The following is a 16,562-nucleotide window of genomic DNA, read 5'->3' on the forward strand; positions in this document are numbered from 1 at the left end:
TCAACAATGTGAAGTTCAAGGACGGCGAACAAGTACAGGATCAATCAGACAGGAACGCGGCTTGATGCCCATACACCAGATTTGACATTAACTCCTCAATGGCTTCGGGGAAGCCCTTCAGGCCATCGACACAGGCAATCAGGATGTCTTTAACGCCCCGGTTGTAAAGGTCGGTGAGGACGCTGAGCCAGTGGTGAGCGCCTTCCTGGTCGGAGAGGTAGAGGCCGAGCAGCTCTTTCTTGCCCTCGATGTTCAGGCCGAGGAGCGTATAGACCGCCTTGCTGACATAGCGACCATTCTCTTTGATTTTGTAGTGAATGGCGTCGAGCCAGACAATGGGGTAAATGGCTTCCAGGTCACGTTCACGCCAGGCTTCCAGCTCCGGTACCAGTTTGTCGGTAACGGCGTTGATGGTGCCGTTGGAGAGCGACACACCATACAGATCGGCGATGTGGGTGCGGATGTCCTGATAGCTGTTGCCGAGTGCGAACAGGGCGATGATTTTGCGTTCCAGCTCGTCGGTGAGGTGAGTCTGGTGCTTCTTGACGATCTGGGGCTCAAAGGAGCCAGCCCGGTCTCTGGGAGCGTCAAGTTCAAAGCTGCCGGTCGGTCCTTTTATGGTCTTGCGGCTGGAGCCATTCTTGCGATTAACCGCGTCCTCAGCGGCCAGATGGGCCTCCAGCTCACCTTGCATGGCGGCTTCGGTGAGTTGCTTGATCAACGGGGTCAGGATGCCGTCTTTACCGGTGAGGTCTTTGCCCTCGCGCAGAGCTTGAAGGGCGGCATCCATATCGAACGTAGGTTTGGTCATGAGTCATCTCTTTTCGGTTCAGTCTAAAGAAATGACACAGAATTCTGAACACTACCGGTGGCTCAGATCGCCGTATTTCTGGCGCGTACCCCCTATTTCTCGACCGTGAAACCCGAGACTGCCTACATGGCCGGCCTGCTGCATGATTTGGGCCGGTTTGTGATGCTGCAGGTCGCGCCCGATGCGCTCAAGGATACTGATGTGCGCGGTTGGGGCGCTGCGGAAGAATTGATTTCTGCCGAACAAAGCAGCCTGGGTTTTACCCACACGGTGGTAGGACAGATGGCCTGCAGGAAAATGCACCTGCCGGCGTTGTTGAGCAATATCGTGCGCTATCACCATCATCATGAAGCGGTGCGCCATCCCAAGGTGCTAAAAGAGTTACGCGATCTTTTGATTATCATCCAGTTTGCCGATGGACTGAGTTTTTTCCTCGCTGCCAATCCGGATTGGCCCGAGCTCGACGCTGACGCGTTAAAGCAGCGTATTGAAACTGAAGTGGTCTCCGAGGCCTGGGGCGGAGTTCGTTTGCCCCTGCTGGAGCTGGTACATGCTTTACCCATGATCTATGCCGACTGCGAAAGTGCGTGCGGCATGCTTGGCATTCGTAAATAGAGGAGGGGGTTATGAGTACACACCCCATAGTCAGCATTCCTGACTTTGACTCACTTGTGCAGTTGGCGCAGAACGACCCCGTTGCGCTGGAGCAGCTGCGAATGGAGCTGGTCGAGCAGCATATTGCCGGTCGTCCTGAAACGCAGCGGCAAAAACTTGAACGGATGCAATTCAGAATCAACGGAGTAATTCGTCGGGCCAGTAATCCGGTTCACACCTGTGTGTTGCTGAACGATCTGCTGATGGAAAGGTCTGCGGACCTGCTGCAGAAACTGAACCAGATACCAGGCAAGCGTGACCGAGAGGCAATCGATACTGCCCAACCCCGTCAGCCGCAGCTCCGTTTGGTAAAAAAGAAGGATGACTGAGATGGACAGTGCTTTACCTCCAGTCGGTGATGTGGCCGCCGCTATCGGATTGTGTAACGAAAGTTTCGAGCAACGCAAGCGTTTCATTGCGCTGACACTTGACGAGGAGAGGCTGCTGCAACAGCTGCAGCCGCGCATGCACACTTACAGCGATCAGTTGATAGAGGCTTTCTATGATCATTTGATGCAATTTGATGCCGTGGCGGATCTGTTGCAGCACGACGCTACGCGTGTGCGGTTAAAAGATACTCAGCGCCGATATTTCGAGCGTCTTTTGTCGGGTCATTATGATTACGATTATGCGCTTGATCGTTTGGCGGTCGGAATAGCACATGAACGTATCGGTTTGAAGCCCGAGTGGTATACCGGTGCCTTCGGCAGTTACCTGCATCATTTCAGCAAGGCGTTGCAGCATGAACTGGCCGATAGTCCGGCCCAGATCTCTAGTGTGCTTACTGCACTGAACAAGCTAGTGTTGCTGGATGTCACTCTGGCACTTGATGCGTACAGCTATGCCAGTCAATGTGCCATCGTTAATGCCCGTGATGACGTGCAGAATTTGTATGATGAACAGACCCGACACATTCAGAAGCTCGCGTTTTACGACAGTTTGACTGGTTTGCCAAATCGCAACTTGCTGGGCGAGCAGGTTGAGCAAATGCTGGCTATTGCGCGGCGAGAGGGGCGCACGCTTAGTCTCATCTACATGGACATCATTAACCTTAAAGAGATTAATGACACTCTGGGGCATGAGGTGGGGGATTCGTTGCTCAAGGCGGTCAGCTTGAGGTTGCAGCAAACAACCCGCGAAATGGATTTGCTGGGGCGGCCGGAACAGACTGTCGGTGGAACCTTGGCCCGCATTACAGGTGACGAGTTTGCCCTTGCCTGTTTTGTGCCGGATGGTGATGCGGTGCTCTCACTAGTGTCGCGTATCAATCAGGCATTTACTGAGCCTTTCCAAGTTGAGGGCGTGGAGGTGACGGTGCGCCAGCGCTATGGCGTTGTGTTGGCGCCCCACGACGGAGACAGCTACGAAACCCTACTACGGCACGCCGATATTGCACTTCATCAGGCCAAAGCGCGCACCGATCAAGTGTGCTTTTACGATTCACTGCTGGGTTTGAAAATCAGAGAAAGAGCCTATCTTGCCCGCCGACTGGAAGCTGCTTTGGTAAAAGGTGAAGGGCTGGAGTTGCGTTTTCAGCCGCAAGTGTGCCTTGCCACGGGCCAGCTCTGTGGTGCGGAAGTATTATTGCGCTGGTTTGATGCCGAGCTGGGTTGGGTCAGTCCCAACCAATTCATACCGCTGGCTGAAGAGCGAGGGTTGATCGACATGATCACTCGAAAGGTTTTGCAAATGGCAGGTCATCAGCGCCGTATATGGCAAGAAAAGGGTTTCATTGTTCCGGGTCGGATTCAGATAAAACTGGCTGTAAACGTGTCGGCACGAGACTTGGATGATAGTCGCTTTGCCAATGATCTGTTGCTGTTATTAGAGGAAGAAGGTGTTTCACCGAGTGATTTTGAATTGGAGCTGACCGAGACCGGTTTGATGCGTGACCCCGAGGAGGCCATCAATATGCTGCACTATCTTAAGGAAAAAGGTTTTGCTCTGGCCATTGATGACTTTGGTACCGGTCACTCATCGCTGAATTATTTGAAAGATATTGATGCGGACCTTTTGAAAATCGATATGTCGTTTGTACGCAACCTCGACTGTGATCAGGCAAACCGAGCGATCGTACAAACCATCATCGCCACTGCACACATTTTCGGTATGAAAACCCTCGCGGAGGGGATTGAAAATGAAGCAATCGCGGACGAGTTGAAGCGGATGGGTTGTGATTACGGGCAAGGCTACTGCTTTGCTCGTCCCCTGACTGCAACAGAATTTGAACAGCGCTGGCTCTCTAGCCAGGCAGCAGATGTTATGGCGTAATCGAGGTAGTCGAGATGAAAAACAATGGCCCCGTGACTCAGCGTGAACAGCACTTTGATGCGCATGTTAAGCTGATCTCATCAACCGATCTGTCGGGTGTGATCACTCACTGTAATGATGCCTTTCAGAAAATCAGCGGTTACGCCCGCGAAGAGCTGATTGGGCAGAATCATAATCTGGTGCGGCATTCGGATATGCCGGCGGAAGCGTTCGAGGTGATGTGGAACCACCTCAAGGCGGGTCGCCCCTGGATGGGGCTGGTCAAAAACCGTTGCAAAAACGGCGATCACTATTGGGTTAGTGCCTATGTGACCCCCGTGACCGAAGCAGGCAAGGTAGTGGGCTATGAATCCGTGCGCTCCTGTCCTGCACGCAAGGATGTGGAGCGGGCCGAGAAACTGTACGCCCGTGTCAATCGCAAGCGTCGTCAGTTGCAAGTGCCGCGCTATCTGCAGCAACTCCTGATCGCGCTGGCCTTTATCGTACCGGCGGTAGCGCTGGCCTATTGGCTGTCACCGCTGGCCAGTACCCTCTGGTTGATCGCTGCCCTGTTGATCTTCGGCGGTATTCAGTTCCTGCACCACAAGCATGACCTTGAATTGATCAGCAAGGAGCTGCACGGTGTGTTCATGCACCCTCTGGCAGCGAACACCTACACCAACCAGCACGGTATGACCGGCAATATCATGGTGGGGGTGATGAGCCTGCGTGCACACCTGGATGCGGTGTTGACTCGTATTGAGGATGCGTCCCGACAAGTGGCGCAGCAGTCGCGGCTGGGGCTGGAGCTGTCCGAAACCGCCCGCGAGGAGATGCAGGCTCAAAGCCGTCAAACCGAGCTGGTGGCGACTGCCATGCACGAGATGTCGCTGGCGATTCACGAAATTTCGCACAACGTTCAGAAAACCGCGGGTCAGGCCGAGCATTCCAGAGAACTGGCCGGCCAGGGTGGCGAGATTGCCCGCATCACCTGTACCTCTATAGAAGAGCTGCGTAACACCGTATCCGAGATCGGTCAGGCAGTGCATCTGTTGGCTGAGCAGACCAGTGAGATCGCCCACGCTGCTCAGTCCATCGAGGATATATCCGATCAAACCAATCTTCTGGCCTTGAACGCGGCGATTGAGGCGGCTCGTGCCGGTGACCATGGTCGTGGCTTCTCGGTTGTGGCCGATGAAGTGCGTGTTTTGGCTGGTAATACTCGTGAATCAGCACAGAACATTCGGCAAATTGTCGAGGGACTTACGGCTCAGGCGAACTCTTCGGTTACCGTTGCCAAAGAGGGTACTGAAGATGCCGAAACCGGCCTGCAGCGTGTGATTGAGTCTGAGTCCATGCTTCAAGGTATTGCTGAGGCGGTAAACCAGATCTCGGCTATGTCTGAGCAGATGGCTGCTGCGGTTGAAGAGCAAGCGTTGGTATCAGAAGAGGTGAACCGTCAGGTCAGAGAAATTTCTGAATTGGCTGAGCGCAGCCTAGCTAGAACAGAGGAAAGTGCTGAAAGCATTCGCCAGTCACAGCGTGTGTCTGGACAGTTGCACGAATTAGTTAATCGCTTCAAACAATAACGCTTTATGAAGCAGCCACAGACTAAAGTCAAAACTGCTGCATCTCAATGTAGTAGGGAAGCTATGACCAAGCATCAGGCTCTTGCCATATTACCTGTCTGAGGCAGGCCAATGAGTCTAGCTTGTAGAACATGTCTCATGTGGCTTTTGTTCTTAAAAGTGCACAACTAGATGGATCCTATTTCAAAGCTGACATATGAAAACACTTACTACCGGCGAAATCGCCAAAATCTGTGATGTGAATCTTCGCACGGTGATACGATGGATCGAGCGTGGCGAGCTGAAGGGCTTCAGATTGCCTGGGCGAGGCAACAACCGGGTTCTGGTTGAAGACTTTGTCAATTTTCTTGAACAGCATGGCATGCCAATTCCGCCAGAATTTGCCCCCAAAAACAATTGTCGTGTGCTGGTGTTGGATGATGAGCCTGCTATTACGCGCTTGATCAGCCGAATTCTGCGCTCAGGCGGCTACGAGGTGGATGTGGCAACGGACGGTTTCCAGGGGGGCACAAAGCTGCTGCAGAATCGTCCCGCGCTGATTACGTTGGATCTGAGTATGCCAGGCCTGGATGGTTTTCAGGTTTTGGACTTCATCCGCTCTACCAGCGAGATCAGAAACACTAGAGTGGTTGTAGTCTCAGCACTTAGCAATTCAGATTTGAACCGTGCTTTGGAACTAGGTGCGGACGCTGTGTTGCAAAAGCCCTTTCAGCATCAGGAGTTGACGGGAGTAGTTGATCGATTACTTCAGGGGGTTGCCCAAGAAGGTTAGCAGGTACCTGGACGTCCAGAATGACCAGACCACTACATGAACGCCCTTGAGTAGTATCAGGTAGTGAAAGGAACTCAAAAAGAGTTTCACGCTATGGTCAAACCAAAAAATATGTTGCTATGATCCGACATGAAAGAATGGGACGTAGCACTGACACCTTGTCATTTAGGATGCACTGTTTTAGTGCAATGAGCAGAGCTGAAATTTAGACTGCATAAAAATCATAGTCATTAATTAGGTTCCCATGTCTTCACATGAATCCCCGCTTGGCTTCGATATCGTTCCTTGGAACCCAAGCTTTGAAACCGGTATCCAGACGATTGATCAGCAACATCGCCAGTTGGTTAAGCTACTTAACAGTTTGGCTAACCAGTATGTTTTTGGTCTGGAACCTAACCAGTTAAAGTCAATTGTTGATGGCCTTGTTGACTATGCAGCTTATCATTTTGATTCCGAAGAAAAATTATGGATAGAAGTGTTCGAGGATGATGAGTGGTTTGCCAGGCACCACCGCTCACATGATGGGTTCGTAGACAAAGTACGCGCCATGCAGGCTCAAGTTGAAAATACTGCCAGTCTGGCAGGGGTTGATGATCTGCTTTCCTTTTTGGTGAGCTGGCTGGCACACCATATTCTGCACGATGACAAGAGCATGGCAGTTGCTTTGCTTGAGGTGCATAAAGGGAGGCCTTTGTCTGAGGCCAAAAAGGCGTCGCGCGAAGCGATGAGCGGTGAAGCCTCGGGCCTTATTCAGAGTGTGCTTAGTATGTACAAGCAACTTTCGGGTCGCACCTTAGCTTTACAGCGAGAAGCGTATGCCCGAGAGGTGGCTGAAAAGAAACTCATAGAACAGGAAGACCATTGGAAGTCAGTCTTGGGGGGGACCAACGACTCTTTCTGGGATATGGACCTAGACGCACTTGATTCAATCTGTCCTGATGAAACGCTCGATTTGCTTACCCAGCCTGGACAGGCCATCCACCCGGACGATTGGCCCGTCCTGAAAAATAAGTTCCTTGAACATTTGTTGGGTAAGACCGATGTTTTCAGCCATCAGCATAGGGTCATTAATAGTGCTGGAAACGAGCGCTGGGTACAGTGCCGTAGCAAAGTTATTGCTCGTGATTTTGAAGGCCGGCCGTTACGAGTAGTTGGTACCCAGACGGATATAACTGAGCGTAAAACTCAGGAGCTTATTTTACAGCGGGAAAGAGATACCCGATTGATAATAAGTGATTTTGCCTCAGACTTTATGGCCTCGTCCCCACAAGAGTTTGATACTGCAATAGAGAGAGCACTGCAACGAGCTGGTGTTTATTTGGGCGCAGATCGCACTTATGTTTTTCTTGTGAGCGGCGATGGCAGATATATGAGCAACACCCACGAGTGGTGTGCAGATGGCATCAATGCCGAAATTAAAAACCTTCAGAATCTACCCTCTAACCTAACCCCTTGGTGGTGGCACCAATTGCGAACCACTGGTTATGTGCTGATTCCGCGAGTCAGCGATATGCCCCTTCAGGCTCATGCTGAACAAACCATTCTGGAAGCTCAATCAATCAAGTCAGTTTGCGTATATCCGTTACGTATAAGCGGCGACATTGTCGGGTTTTTAGGCAACGACTCTGTTAAGGAAGAGCGGCAATGGGGGCCAGAAGTTCTGCAATTCTTAGAACTGATGAGTGAATTGCTGGGTATTGCGCTGGAACATCGGCAAGTGCATAGACAAAGAGAGCTGGAAACTGAACGCCTGGAGCGGGCTGAGCAGCAGGCTCATTTGGGCCACTGGAGCTATCAATTGGGTGACGGTGAAACTTATTGGTCGAAAGAAGTTTTTCGAATATTTGAGCAGGACCTGACGAGCTCAACGCCCACCTATGATAGCTACCTTGCAATGGTGCATCCTGAGGATCGTCAAAAAACTCATCAAGCTTTCCAGAATGCAAAAAATGTGGCGGGGTATCTGCATACGGAGCATAGGGTCTGTCTTGCGTCTGGGCAAACCAAGTACCTGGAAGTTCGTGGTCAATTTGAAACAGACCCCGACGGTAAGCCAACGGTGATTGAAGGGACCCTTCAGGATATAACAGACAAAACAAAGCATCTGAAGCAGCTTCGCAAATTAGCGTATGAAGATGATTTGACCGGTTTACCAAATAACAGAGCGCTGGAAGAAAGGTTGAAAGTGGCAATAAACCATTGTGAGCAGAATGGTTGTCATCTGGTTCTGGCAATACTGGACTTGGATAACTTTAGGGAAATAAACGAACGACATGGTACAGCTTTTGGCGATGATGTGTTGTTGGCACTCAGTCAAAGGACTCGTGCAGTGTGTGGTGAGGAAGCCTTTATCGCTCGTAATGGTGGTGATGAGTTCATCATATTGTTACCTAAAATGAGGCTGGATGATGACCACTTTTTGTTGTTTCGCCGGTTACTAGTGCGAGTAGGCGAGCCTTTGGTTGTCTCGGGCGTACAGATTCAGGTCACAGCAAGTATTGGTGTTACGCAGTATCCTCAGCCTAACAAAGTTTCAGAAGATCAGCTATTGCGGCAGGCCAACCAAGCTCTTTTTGAAGCCAAAATGCAGGGTAAAAACCGGTTGCAGCAATATGATGTGCAATGGGAGCAGAAAACACTGGCACTGACGGGCAGACTTAAGGCAATAAAAAAAGCGCTATTGAACGAAGAATTCGTACTTTTCTACCAACCGAAGGTCAATATGGCAAAGGGCACCGTTTTGGGAGTGGAAGCGCTTATCCGCTGGCAGCCACCTTCCGGAGAATTAATGCCACCCAATATGTTTTTGCCTGCAATTCAGGACCATCCATTGGAAGTTGAGCTTGGGGACTGGGTGATTCACACAGCAGTGGCTCAAGCCGAGGCTTGGCATGAACAGGGCTTGTCTCTTGAAGTCAGTGTGAATGTAACCAGCCTTCAAATTCTCCAGCACGATTTTGTTAGCAAACTTAAGTCTGAGCTTGAGGCGCATCCAGGTATTAGCCCGCGGTTTTTGCAAATTGAAATTTTGGAAAGTAGTGCCTTGCATGATCTGGATAAAGTATCCCGAGTAATGCGGCAATGTCGTGAGCTAGGGGTACGGTTTGCACTGGATGATTTTGGTACAGGGTTCTCTTCACTTTCTTATCTCAAACATTTGCCGGCCAGTGTTTTGAAAATTGACCAGAGTTTTGTCCGCAACATGCTGGACGACTCTGATGATTTGTCCATTATTTCCGGTGTTGTTGGTATGTCCCAGGCCTTTGGCTTACAGGTGCTTGCTGAAGGTATAGAAACTGAGGAGCATGGTGACCTGCTGCTGCGATTAGGGTGCGAGTATGGACAGGGTTACGGTATTGCTCGACCGATGAAGGCGGGAGACTTGCATAGCTGGGTTAGCCACTGGCAGGCGCCTAATACTTGGAAAGCGCAAAAGCCTGTAGACTTTGATAATTTGCCGCTACTGCACGCCGAAGTGGAGCACAGACACTGGGTGAACCAACTTGAGTCGTGGTTGCAGGGTGAAACCGATTCCTTACCGACTTTGCAGGCCAGCGAATGTAAGGTTGGTAGATGGATAGAAAATAATGGACAAGCCCGTTTTCAAAATAAGCCTGAATTCACCCAATTGTTAACTGCTCACGAACATTTACACAGTGCTGGAGAGCAGCTGGTTGATGCACATGCAAGAGGTGATATAGAGATAGCTCACGAGAAGTTATTTGCCATATATGAGTACAGAAATGCCGTTTTATCTGCCTTAAGGTTATTAGAAAGGAGTTAGTTTGAGCATAAGGATTTGTTTTCGAACGGCGTGTGTACTTGTAATGCTTGTTCTCATGGGGTGTGAAGACTGGGATGAATCGAAAACATTGAGGATCGCAGTCAATCCGTGGCCAGGTTACGGCTATTTTGCAGTGGTCGAAGAGCGGGAGTACACATCCGTATTGGAAATTGTTGAGACTGCTTCTTTAAGCGATTCTGTTCGGGCCTTCAATCGAGGCCAGGTAGATATGCTGGGCGGTACTTTGGCTGAGCTCGCAGCGATTAACCACTCTGGAAAGAGAACGGCCAGCGCGGTTCTGGTACTTAGCCGATCGGTTGGAGCGGACATGATCGTTGCCAGTAATGAGATAACCAGCCTCGAACAGTTGGCAGGAAAACGCCTTGCTTTGGAAAAGGGCTCGGCCAATGTTTTGGTATTGGCGATGGCCCTGGCAAAAAGTGGGTTGCAACTTGACCAGATTGACTTGTTGCCTGTCCCCCAGGGCGAAATGCCGGTTGCTATGACTACAGGCCTTGCTGATGCGGCCATTACCTACCCGCCAACCTCGGTCGAGCTTGAGAGTTTGGTGGGTTTCAGTCGGTTGTTTGATACTAGCCAGGCACCGAATGCTGTGATTGATCTGCTGATTGTGGCCGATGAAGTGATCGATCAGCATCCGAAAGAACTTGCCTCGGTTATCAAGGCTCACAACGATGCGCTTCGCTGGGGACAAAACAACCCGTCTGAGGTGAACGAGGTGCTGGCAAAGCATACTGGGCTTTCGGTTAAAGAAATAGTGGAGTTCAGTGATTCAATTGAAATGCTGGAGTTGGATAACCAGGTTGGCTTTTGGGACCCAGAGGGCCCTCTTCATAGTCTTGTGCCCGTTGCTAGCAGAATCATCCTACGGTTCAACAACCACGATGCTGAGGAAGCTTTGATGTCTTCAAATGTACTTAATGATCGTTTCATACCTCTAGCAGAGTTTCCATGATCAAGAAACTGTTGTTACCGACATCTCTTGCACGCCGCTTCAGCTTATTGATGGTTTTATTTTCCACTCTTGGGGTCTTTTTGGTTGCGCTGCTTAGCTATTACGAACATGTTTTTGAAGCGCGATCACAAGCCAAGTCAATTGCTGTAGACCGGACACTAACCATTGTGGATGCCATGGAAACGGCAGCTAGTAGAGAGTCTATATCACGTTTTATTTTTTCAGTAGCAGCGCAGCCGTCAGTAGAGGCCATTGCGTTGGTTGACGCAGCTGATCGCGTCATACTAGCTTCCAGGCGCAGTTTGCAGAACACAGATGTCAGCGAACTTCGTGGTGTCATTGACGAGCAATGGCTAGAAAAAACGGCCGCTCAGGACATATCAACGTATTGGGATGAGCGCAATATTCAAGCCGTGGTCATTGCGCCTATCGAGTTGGTAAACCCTGCCTCATCAGTTATCCGGGACTTGCAGGGTGGGCGGTTGCTGTTTGCTCTTGATGCCGAGCCCCATATTTCAAGTGCTAGATATGAGGCCTGGTTTGATGCTTTCTGGGCCAGTAGCATTCTTGTGGTCATGATGTTGCTCGTGTCCTGGGCATTGCAACGGGATGTTACCCGGCCATTGGAGAGGCTTTATGCGCAAGCTCAAGGCCCAGATAACACCTGCACGATTAGCCAGTATACGACAGTTGGCAAGGTACGTGAGTTGCAGGCTTTGGCTCGTGCTATTTCCGATCTTGCAGATGCACGCTTTGCTTTGGGGGCTGAGAAACAGAGACTTGTGGACATTGCCGACAGTATTCCCGGAGCAGTCTATGAGTATAGACACCATCCTGACGGAAAGGATGAGTTTCTTTATTTCAGTGAGGGCATTAATAAACAGCTCGGTCTTAATGAGGAATTGGCTAACCTTTCGAGCCCAGCTGATATTGGCACTAAGCTTTTTTCACTGATTGAGCCGGAGGATCACGATGTGCTTGCAAAAGAGACACAGGCAGCGAACTTCCCAGTGCCTAACGAGTGGAAAGCTGAGTTTCGCGTTCGTTCTAACGGCACCATTCGATGGATCTGGGGACACGCAATTCCAATAATTGATGATCAGCCTGGACAACTATTTCGTGGAGTAATGTTGGACATTACAGATCGCAAGGAGCTGGAAAAGCGATTGAAGCTGGCTGCTACCCGTGACCCACTGACAGGTGCTCTCAACCGAGCTGGTATTGAACCCTACCTGGAGGTTAGCTTGGCTGGTTTTCATCGCTCTAATCATCCTATGTCTTTGATGCTTTTGGATATAGATTACTTTAAATCTATTAACGATACATTTGGCCATGACATAGGCGACAGTGTGTTATCCCAATTGGTTAGTATTCTTAGGCAGCGACTTCGCAAGACTGATCGATTGGCTCGGTGGGGTGGAGAAGAGTTTTTGGTGCTTTTGCCAGACACGGATCGAGACGGCGCCATGATGATAGCTGAAAAGCTCAGGCAAATAGTTGAAAGGGCAACTTTTGAGCACCGAGAGACTCTAACAGTTTCATTGGGTGTTACAACGGTGAAACCCGATGACACTATTAGAACGATTGTTCGCAGGGCAGACGATTATCTCTATCAGGCCAAAAATGAAGGAAGAAATCGTGTTAAGAGTGAAAGCTAAATAATTTTAATATTTTTAACGTTTCACTATTTTAGTGACGGCATTATAGACTTTACAGGTGCTGATATTTAGTCCAACAGAATTTAGAATGCGACTATATATCTTTTGAGGTGAATATGTTTTTATCTAGACGTAAGCAGCGTGAAAAAGAAGAAGAATTACAGGCTCTGATAAAAGATTTGAAGGCCGAGCATCTTAAAGAAAAGCAAGAATTACAGCTACTCCTTGCTGAAAAAGATGACCAGATAGAAAAATTGATGCAGGAAAGTGATAGCGAATCAGGAGTGATGTCATGTCAACTCAAGGGTGGTGAGATGCTGCTCAGTATTCGCGGCGGTCTAATGAGCACTGCTGAGGAGCTCATTAATGAGCGTAAGTCACTTAAAGAATTAGATAACGTCTTCGATCATACCCGTGAAGCCCTTAATAAACTTGGGCACCGAGCGAATCTAATTAACGATCAGGCAAATGCAAGTATGAATGCCGCTTCTGTTCTGGATACAACTGCCCATTCAATATCTCAGCTGGTATCAAGTATTCAAGAAATTTCTGATCAGACCAACCTTCTTGCTTTGAATGCGGCGATTGAGGCTGCCCGTGCAGGCACCGCTGGACGAGGGTTTGCAGTTGTTGCTGACGAAGTGCGTGCTCTTGCAGGGAAAGCTCATGTTGCTAGCCAAGAAATAGAGAATTTGGTGACTCAGGTAATTGATCAGACAGGGTCTATTAAATCGGTGGTAAAACAGAATCAAGAAGTAGCTTCTGATGTTGCAGCCTCATCTACTCAGATCGATTCCGTAGTCGGAGATGTTATTAACCGCTCTAACCATATGCAGCGTGTCATACGTATCTCTACGACTGCTTCTTTTTTGAACACGGTTAAACTAGATCATGCTGTTTGGAAAAATGAAATTTATGGCTTGATTGAGCGAGGTGAATTTTCTGAACGTGCCAGCAATCATACAGAATGTCGATTAGGACACTGGTATTATGAAGGTTACGGTGGCCGAAAGTACTCCGGTTTGAACAGTTTTAAAGCATTGGAGTCTCCCCATCGACAAGTTCATGAATCAGGGATTTTGGCCCTTTCATGCGGTGAGAAGGGAGATTTTCAGGGAATGTTACGGCACCTTGAGCGTATGGAATCTGCTAGCCTCAGTGTGGTTCGCTATATCGACAACTTGATGCAGGAGACCACACTAACAGTTTGACTCTAAAGGTGGTTTACATGCATGTAGTTGTGAATACTAAACACGTTGTTCACGCAGCTTCGGTATTCGAGACACCGGCGGTAGATTTCCGATACTGCCATGAGGGCGCTGTTTATTGTAGTGATTGATCCAGTCTGTTAGCGCCCAAGTCCTTGATATGTCATTTGCGTAGGGCACCGCATATGCCGGTAATCCCCCCGAAAAATAGCGGTGCTCAGAAGTAGAATTTTCCGTAAGCTATCCGCAGGGAGATTCTGCATGAAGAAATCACGTTTTTCCGACAGCCAGATCCTGTCGATTCTGAAGCAAGCCGAGAACGGCATTCCGATGCCGGAGCTGTGTCGTGAACATGGCATGAACAGCGCCAGCTTTTACAAATGGCGGGCCAAATTCGGCGGCATGGACGCATCCATGATGGCTCGCCTGAAAGAGCTTGAAGATGAGAACCGCCGGCTCAAGAAGATGTATGCTGAAGAGCGCATCAAAGCGGAGATCCGCAAGGAAGCCCTGGAGGGAAAGTTGTAAAGCCATCTCACCGCCGCGAGATGGCAAAGCGTGTCGTTGAGCGCCACGGCCTCAGTGTTCGGTTGGCCTGTGAGTCCCTTGGGATTAGCGAGACCTGCTACCGATACCGGGCCAAGCTTAGTGATGAGAACGCAGAGATCGCAGACTGGCTGGTTCGACTGACCCATAACCAGCGTAACTGGGGATTTGGGCTGTGCTTTTTGCACCTTCGAAACGTCAAAGGGTTTGGCTGGAATCACAAACGGGTTTACCGGATTTACCGGGAGCTGGAATTGAATCTGCGTATCAAGCCCAGAAAACGTTTGGTTCGCGAGAAGCCCGAACCATTGGCAGTACCAGAAGCCATCAATGACAGCTGGTCGATGGACTTCATGCATGACCAGTTAGGCGATGGTCGTAGTTACCGGCTGCTGAACGTGATCGACGATTTCAATCGGGAGGGCCTGAGCATCGAAGTCGATCTCTCGTTGCCGGCAGAGCGTGTTATCCGTACGCTGGACCAGGTCATTGAATGGCGTGGGAAACCACGTTCTATTCGCTGTGACAACGGTCCCGAGTACATCAGCGGCAAATTGGCCACCTGGGCAGAGAAACAGAAAATTACGCTGGCGTTTATCCAGCCGGGAAAACCTCAGCAAAACGCCTACATCGAACGATACAATCGAACTGTTCGCTACGACTGGCTGGCTCAGTACCTATTCGAGAGTATTGAAGAGGTGCAGGATTACGCCACTCGTTGGCTCTGGCATTACAACCACGAACGACCCAATATGGGACTCGGAGGGATCACCCCTCAACAGAAGCTGGCCATGGCGGCCTGAGGTCTACTTTTGAACCCTGCTAAAAATGGGGGGATTACCCTGGAGAACGCTCCCGACCTCTTCGAAAGCAAGAAGAAGGCCGGCAAGCAATCCGGTGAGCCCAGCACAGGCGAACTTTACCGAGAGATTGGCCGGCTGACGGTGGAGCGCGATTTTTTGTCGCGCAAGCTCGATCAGTAAGCCGTCAACAGCGGTTGGCGATGATCGAGCGTGGTCATCCCCAGGTCAGTCTTTCGCGCCAGTGCGAGCTGCTCAAGCTGAGCCGCTCATCGGTGTACTACGTCCCTCGTGAGCAATGTCAGGAGGATCTGGATCTGATGTACCTGATTGATCAGCAGCACCTGGAAACGCCGTACTATGGCTCTCGCAAGATGCGGGTCCACTTGCAACACCTAGGCTACCGGGTCAACCGGAAGCGGGTGCAGCGGTTGATGCGCACCATGGGCATTCAGGCTGTGTATCCGCGCCCCAAAACCAGCATTCCGGGCGACGGGCACAAGGTGTATCCGTACCTGCTCAAAGGGCTGACAATCGACCGCCCCAACCAGGTTTGGGCGACTGACATCAGCTACGTTCCGCTGGCTCGGGGCTTCATGTACCTGGTCGCCATCATCGACTGGTACAGCCGCAAGGTGCTGTCCTGGCGGGTCTCTAACACCATGGACACAGACTTCTGCATCGATGCTCTGGAGGAGGCCCTACAGCGCCATGGAACGCCGGAGATCTTCAACACCGATCAGGGTGCCCAGTTCACCAGTGAAGCCTTCACAGGCGTTCTCAAAGAGCATGACATCCGGATTAGCATGGACGGCAAGGGCTGCTACCATGACAACATCTTCGTGGAACGGCTCTGGCGCAGCGTCAAACACGAGTGCGTCTACCTCACTGCTTTTAAGGATGGCCGACACTTGAAGCAGGCGCTCCACCGGTACTTCTGGCATTACAATCAGACCCGGTACCACCAAAGCCTTGATTACCAAACACCCGATGAGGTGTACTACGGGAAACCCATATCTCTGGCAGCCTGAGCCAGGGAAACTCGGTGATGAGATAGAGACTCGGCTTGCAAGTTTAGAGGCTCTTCGTCATTGGTCGAAGAGTCGCAGTTTAGATTTGGACTAGCCTCTGAATCAATTGATCCAGATGATTCAGAAATACCGCGATGATGTGGCTGATACGATCATTAAAAGGTTGAAGTCTGTACCAGCTGCATCGACTTTAAATTCCAGTATTAAGCCTGATGCTGAACAGCGCAGTAGAAATAATGAATCAACAAAAACAAGAAAAAACGGAATAAAAAAACAAAAATCGTTTAACAGATTTTGATCTTAAAAAGTTAATTAACCTAAAATCCAGGGCGAGAGCATGAACAAAAAGTAATCAGCTCAGTCTTTGAGCTTTCCTCCACCAGGGCAGTTGTGATCAGATACTGGCTTTTGTGATGACGACGATGAGCCTCAATGTTCTTGCCCAGCACCTGTCTGAGATCCCCGATGTACGTCAAGCCGCCA

The 16,562-nt window shown here is 50.1% G+C and carries 13 protein-coding genes and 1 pseudogene; 12 read left to right on the forward strand and 2 right to left on the reverse strand.

Translation table 11 applies throughout. The annotated features are described in order from the left end of the window. Positions 1-88: 88 nt before the first annotated feature. Positions 89-811 (reverse strand): annotated as a pseudogene (locus KTN04_RS15805) (IS256 family transposase); the annotation flags it as partial. A gap of 57 nt (positions 812-868) precedes the next feature. On the opposite strand from KTN04_RS15805, the gene KTN04_RS15810 reads away from it, so the two are divergent. The 9 genes from KTN04_RS15810 to KTN04_RS17200 all read left to right on the forward strand — a co-directional run bounded on the left by KTN04_RS15810 (position 869) and on the right by KTN04_RS17200 (position 13,705). Beyond that, on the forward strand, positions 869-1,426 hold the full coding sequence (locus KTN04_RS15810; RefSeq protein ID WP_217336202.1) for an HDOD domain-containing protein: 558 nt from the start codon (positions 869-871) through the stop codon (positions 1,424-1,426). A gap of 11 nt (positions 1,427-1,437) precedes the next feature. Beyond that, the gene (locus tag KTN04_RS15815; RefSeq protein ID WP_217336203.1) at positions 1,438-1,794 is read left to right on the forward strand and encodes a DUF3135 domain-containing protein; all 357 of its coding nucleotides are present in this window, start codon (positions 1,438-1,440) and stop codon (positions 1,792-1,794) included. Position 1,795: 1 nt separating this feature from the next. Next, complete coding sequence (locus tag KTN04_RS15820) at positions 1,796-3,736, forward strand: putative bifunctional diguanylate cyclase/phosphodiesterase (protein WP_217336204.1); 1,941 nt, start codon at positions 1,796-1,798, stop codon at positions 3,734-3,736. Positions 3,737-3,750: 14 nt separating this feature from the next. Continuing rightward, a complete protein-coding gene (locus KTN04_RS15825) occupies positions 3,751-5,304 on the forward strand; it encodes a methyl-accepting chemotaxis protein (RefSeq protein ID WP_217336205.1) in 1,554 nt (517 codons plus the stop codon). 196 nt (positions 5,305-5,500) lie between these two features. After that, positions 5,501-6,076: a response regulator gene (locus KTN04_RS15830; RefSeq protein ID WP_217336206.1), complete on the forward strand. Its 576-nt coding sequence runs from the start codon at positions 5,501-5,503 to the stop codon at positions 6,074-6,076. Between the two features lie 244 nt (positions 6,077-6,320). Then, on the forward strand, positions 6,321-9,860 hold the full coding sequence (locus tag KTN04_RS15835; protein WP_217336207.1) for a bacteriohemerythrin: 3,540 nt from the start codon (positions 6,321-6,323) through the stop codon (positions 9,858-9,860). A 43-nt stretch (positions 9,861-9,903) separates the two neighbouring features. Beyond that, entirely contained in the window at positions 9,904-10,836 is a 933-nt protein-coding gene (locus KTN04_RS15840; RefSeq protein WP_217336208.1) for an ABC transporter substrate-binding protein, read from the forward strand. Continuing rightward, complete coding sequence (locus KTN04_RS15845; protein WP_217336209.1) at positions 10,833-12,494, forward strand: sensor domain-containing diguanylate cyclase; 1,662 nt, start codon at positions 10,833-10,835, stop codon at positions 12,492-12,494. Before KTN04_RS15840 ends, KTN04_RS15845 begins: the two co-directional genes overlap by 4 nt. A 116-nt stretch (positions 12,495-12,610) precedes the next feature. After that, a complete protein-coding gene (locus KTN04_RS17200) occupies positions 12,611-13,705 on the forward strand; it encodes a methyl-accepting chemotaxis protein (protein ID WP_217336210.1) in 1,095 nt (364 codons plus the stop codon). Positions 13,706-13,741: 36 nt separating this feature from the next. Here KTN04_RS17200 and KTN04_RS17415 read toward each other — a convergent pair whose 3' ends face one another. Next, the gene (locus KTN04_RS17415) at positions 13,742-13,882 is read right to left on the reverse strand and encodes an integrase core domain-containing protein (RefSeq protein WP_217336211.1); all 141 of its coding nucleotides are present in this window, start codon (positions 13,880-13,882) and stop codon (positions 13,742-13,744) included. Between the two features lie 81 nt (positions 13,883-13,963). Here KTN04_RS17415 and KTN04_RS15860 point away from each other — a divergent pair. From KTN04_RS15860 to KTN04_RS15870, 3 genes are all read left to right on the forward strand, one after another. After that, a protein-coding gene (locus tag KTN04_RS15860; RefSeq protein WP_217336212.1) for an IS3 family transposase occupies positions 13,964-15,051 on the forward strand; the annotation gives its coding sequence in 2 pieces (ribosomal slippage) (positions 13,964-14,219 and positions 14,219-15,051; 1,089 coding nt in all). 9 nt (positions 15,052-15,060) lie between these two features. After that, positions 15,061-15,231 carry a hypothetical protein gene (locus KTN04_RS17420; RefSeq protein WP_217336213.1) on the forward strand — a complete coding sequence of 57 codons (171 nt, stop codon included), beginning with the start codon at positions 15,061-15,063 and terminating at the stop codon, positions 15,229-15,231. A gap of 20 nt (positions 15,232-15,251) precedes the next feature. Beyond that, positions 15,252-16,079, forward strand: a complete 828-nt coding sequence (locus KTN04_RS15870) for an IS3 family transposase (protein ID WP_217336214.1) — start codon at positions 15,252-15,254, stop codon at positions 16,077-16,079. The last annotated feature ends 483 nt before the right edge of the window (positions 16,080-16,562 follow it).

It is taken from the genome of Marinobacterium weihaiense (assembly GCF_019061305.1).
In the GTDB taxonomy this organism is placed as follows: Bacteria; Pseudomonadota; Gammaproteobacteria; order Pseudomonadales; family Balneatricaceae; genus Marinobacterium; species Marinobacterium weihaiense.

Coding starts and splice junctions, on each gene's coding strand:
- KTN04_RS15845 (WP_217336209.1), top strand. CDS start 10,833: ATGATCAAGAAACTGTTGTTACCGACATCTCTTGCACGCCGCTTCAGC.
- KTN04_RS17200 (WP_217336210.1), top strand. CDS start 12,611: ATGTTTTTATCTAGACGTAAGCAGCGTGAAAAAGAAGAAGAATTACAG.
- KTN04_RS15840 (WP_217336208.1), top strand. CDS start 9,904: ATGCTTGTTCTCATGGGGTGTGAAGACTGGGATGAATCGAAAACATTG.
- KTN04_RS15830 (WP_217336206.1), top strand. CDS start 5,501: ATGAAAACACTTACTACCGGCGAAATCGCCAAAATCTGTGATGTGAAT.
- KTN04_RS15815 (WP_217336203.1), top strand. CDS start 1,438: ATGAGTACACACCCCATAGTCAGCATTCCTGACTTTGACTCACTTGTG.
- KTN04_RS15825 (WP_217336205.1), top strand. CDS start 3,751: ATGAAAAACAATGGCCCCGTGACTCAGCGTGAACAGCACTTTGATGCG.
- KTN04_RS15820 (WP_217336204.1), top strand. CDS start 1,796: ATGGACAGTGCTTTACCTCCAGTCGGTGATGTGGCCGCCGCTATCGGA.
- KTN04_RS15870 (WP_217336214.1), top strand. CDS start 15,252: ATGATCGAGCGTGGTCATCCCCAGGTCAGTCTTTCGCGCCAGTGCGAG.
- KTN04_RS15835 (WP_217336207.1), top strand. CDS start 6,321: ATGTCTTCACATGAATCCCCGCTTGGCTTCGATATCGTTCCTTGGAAC.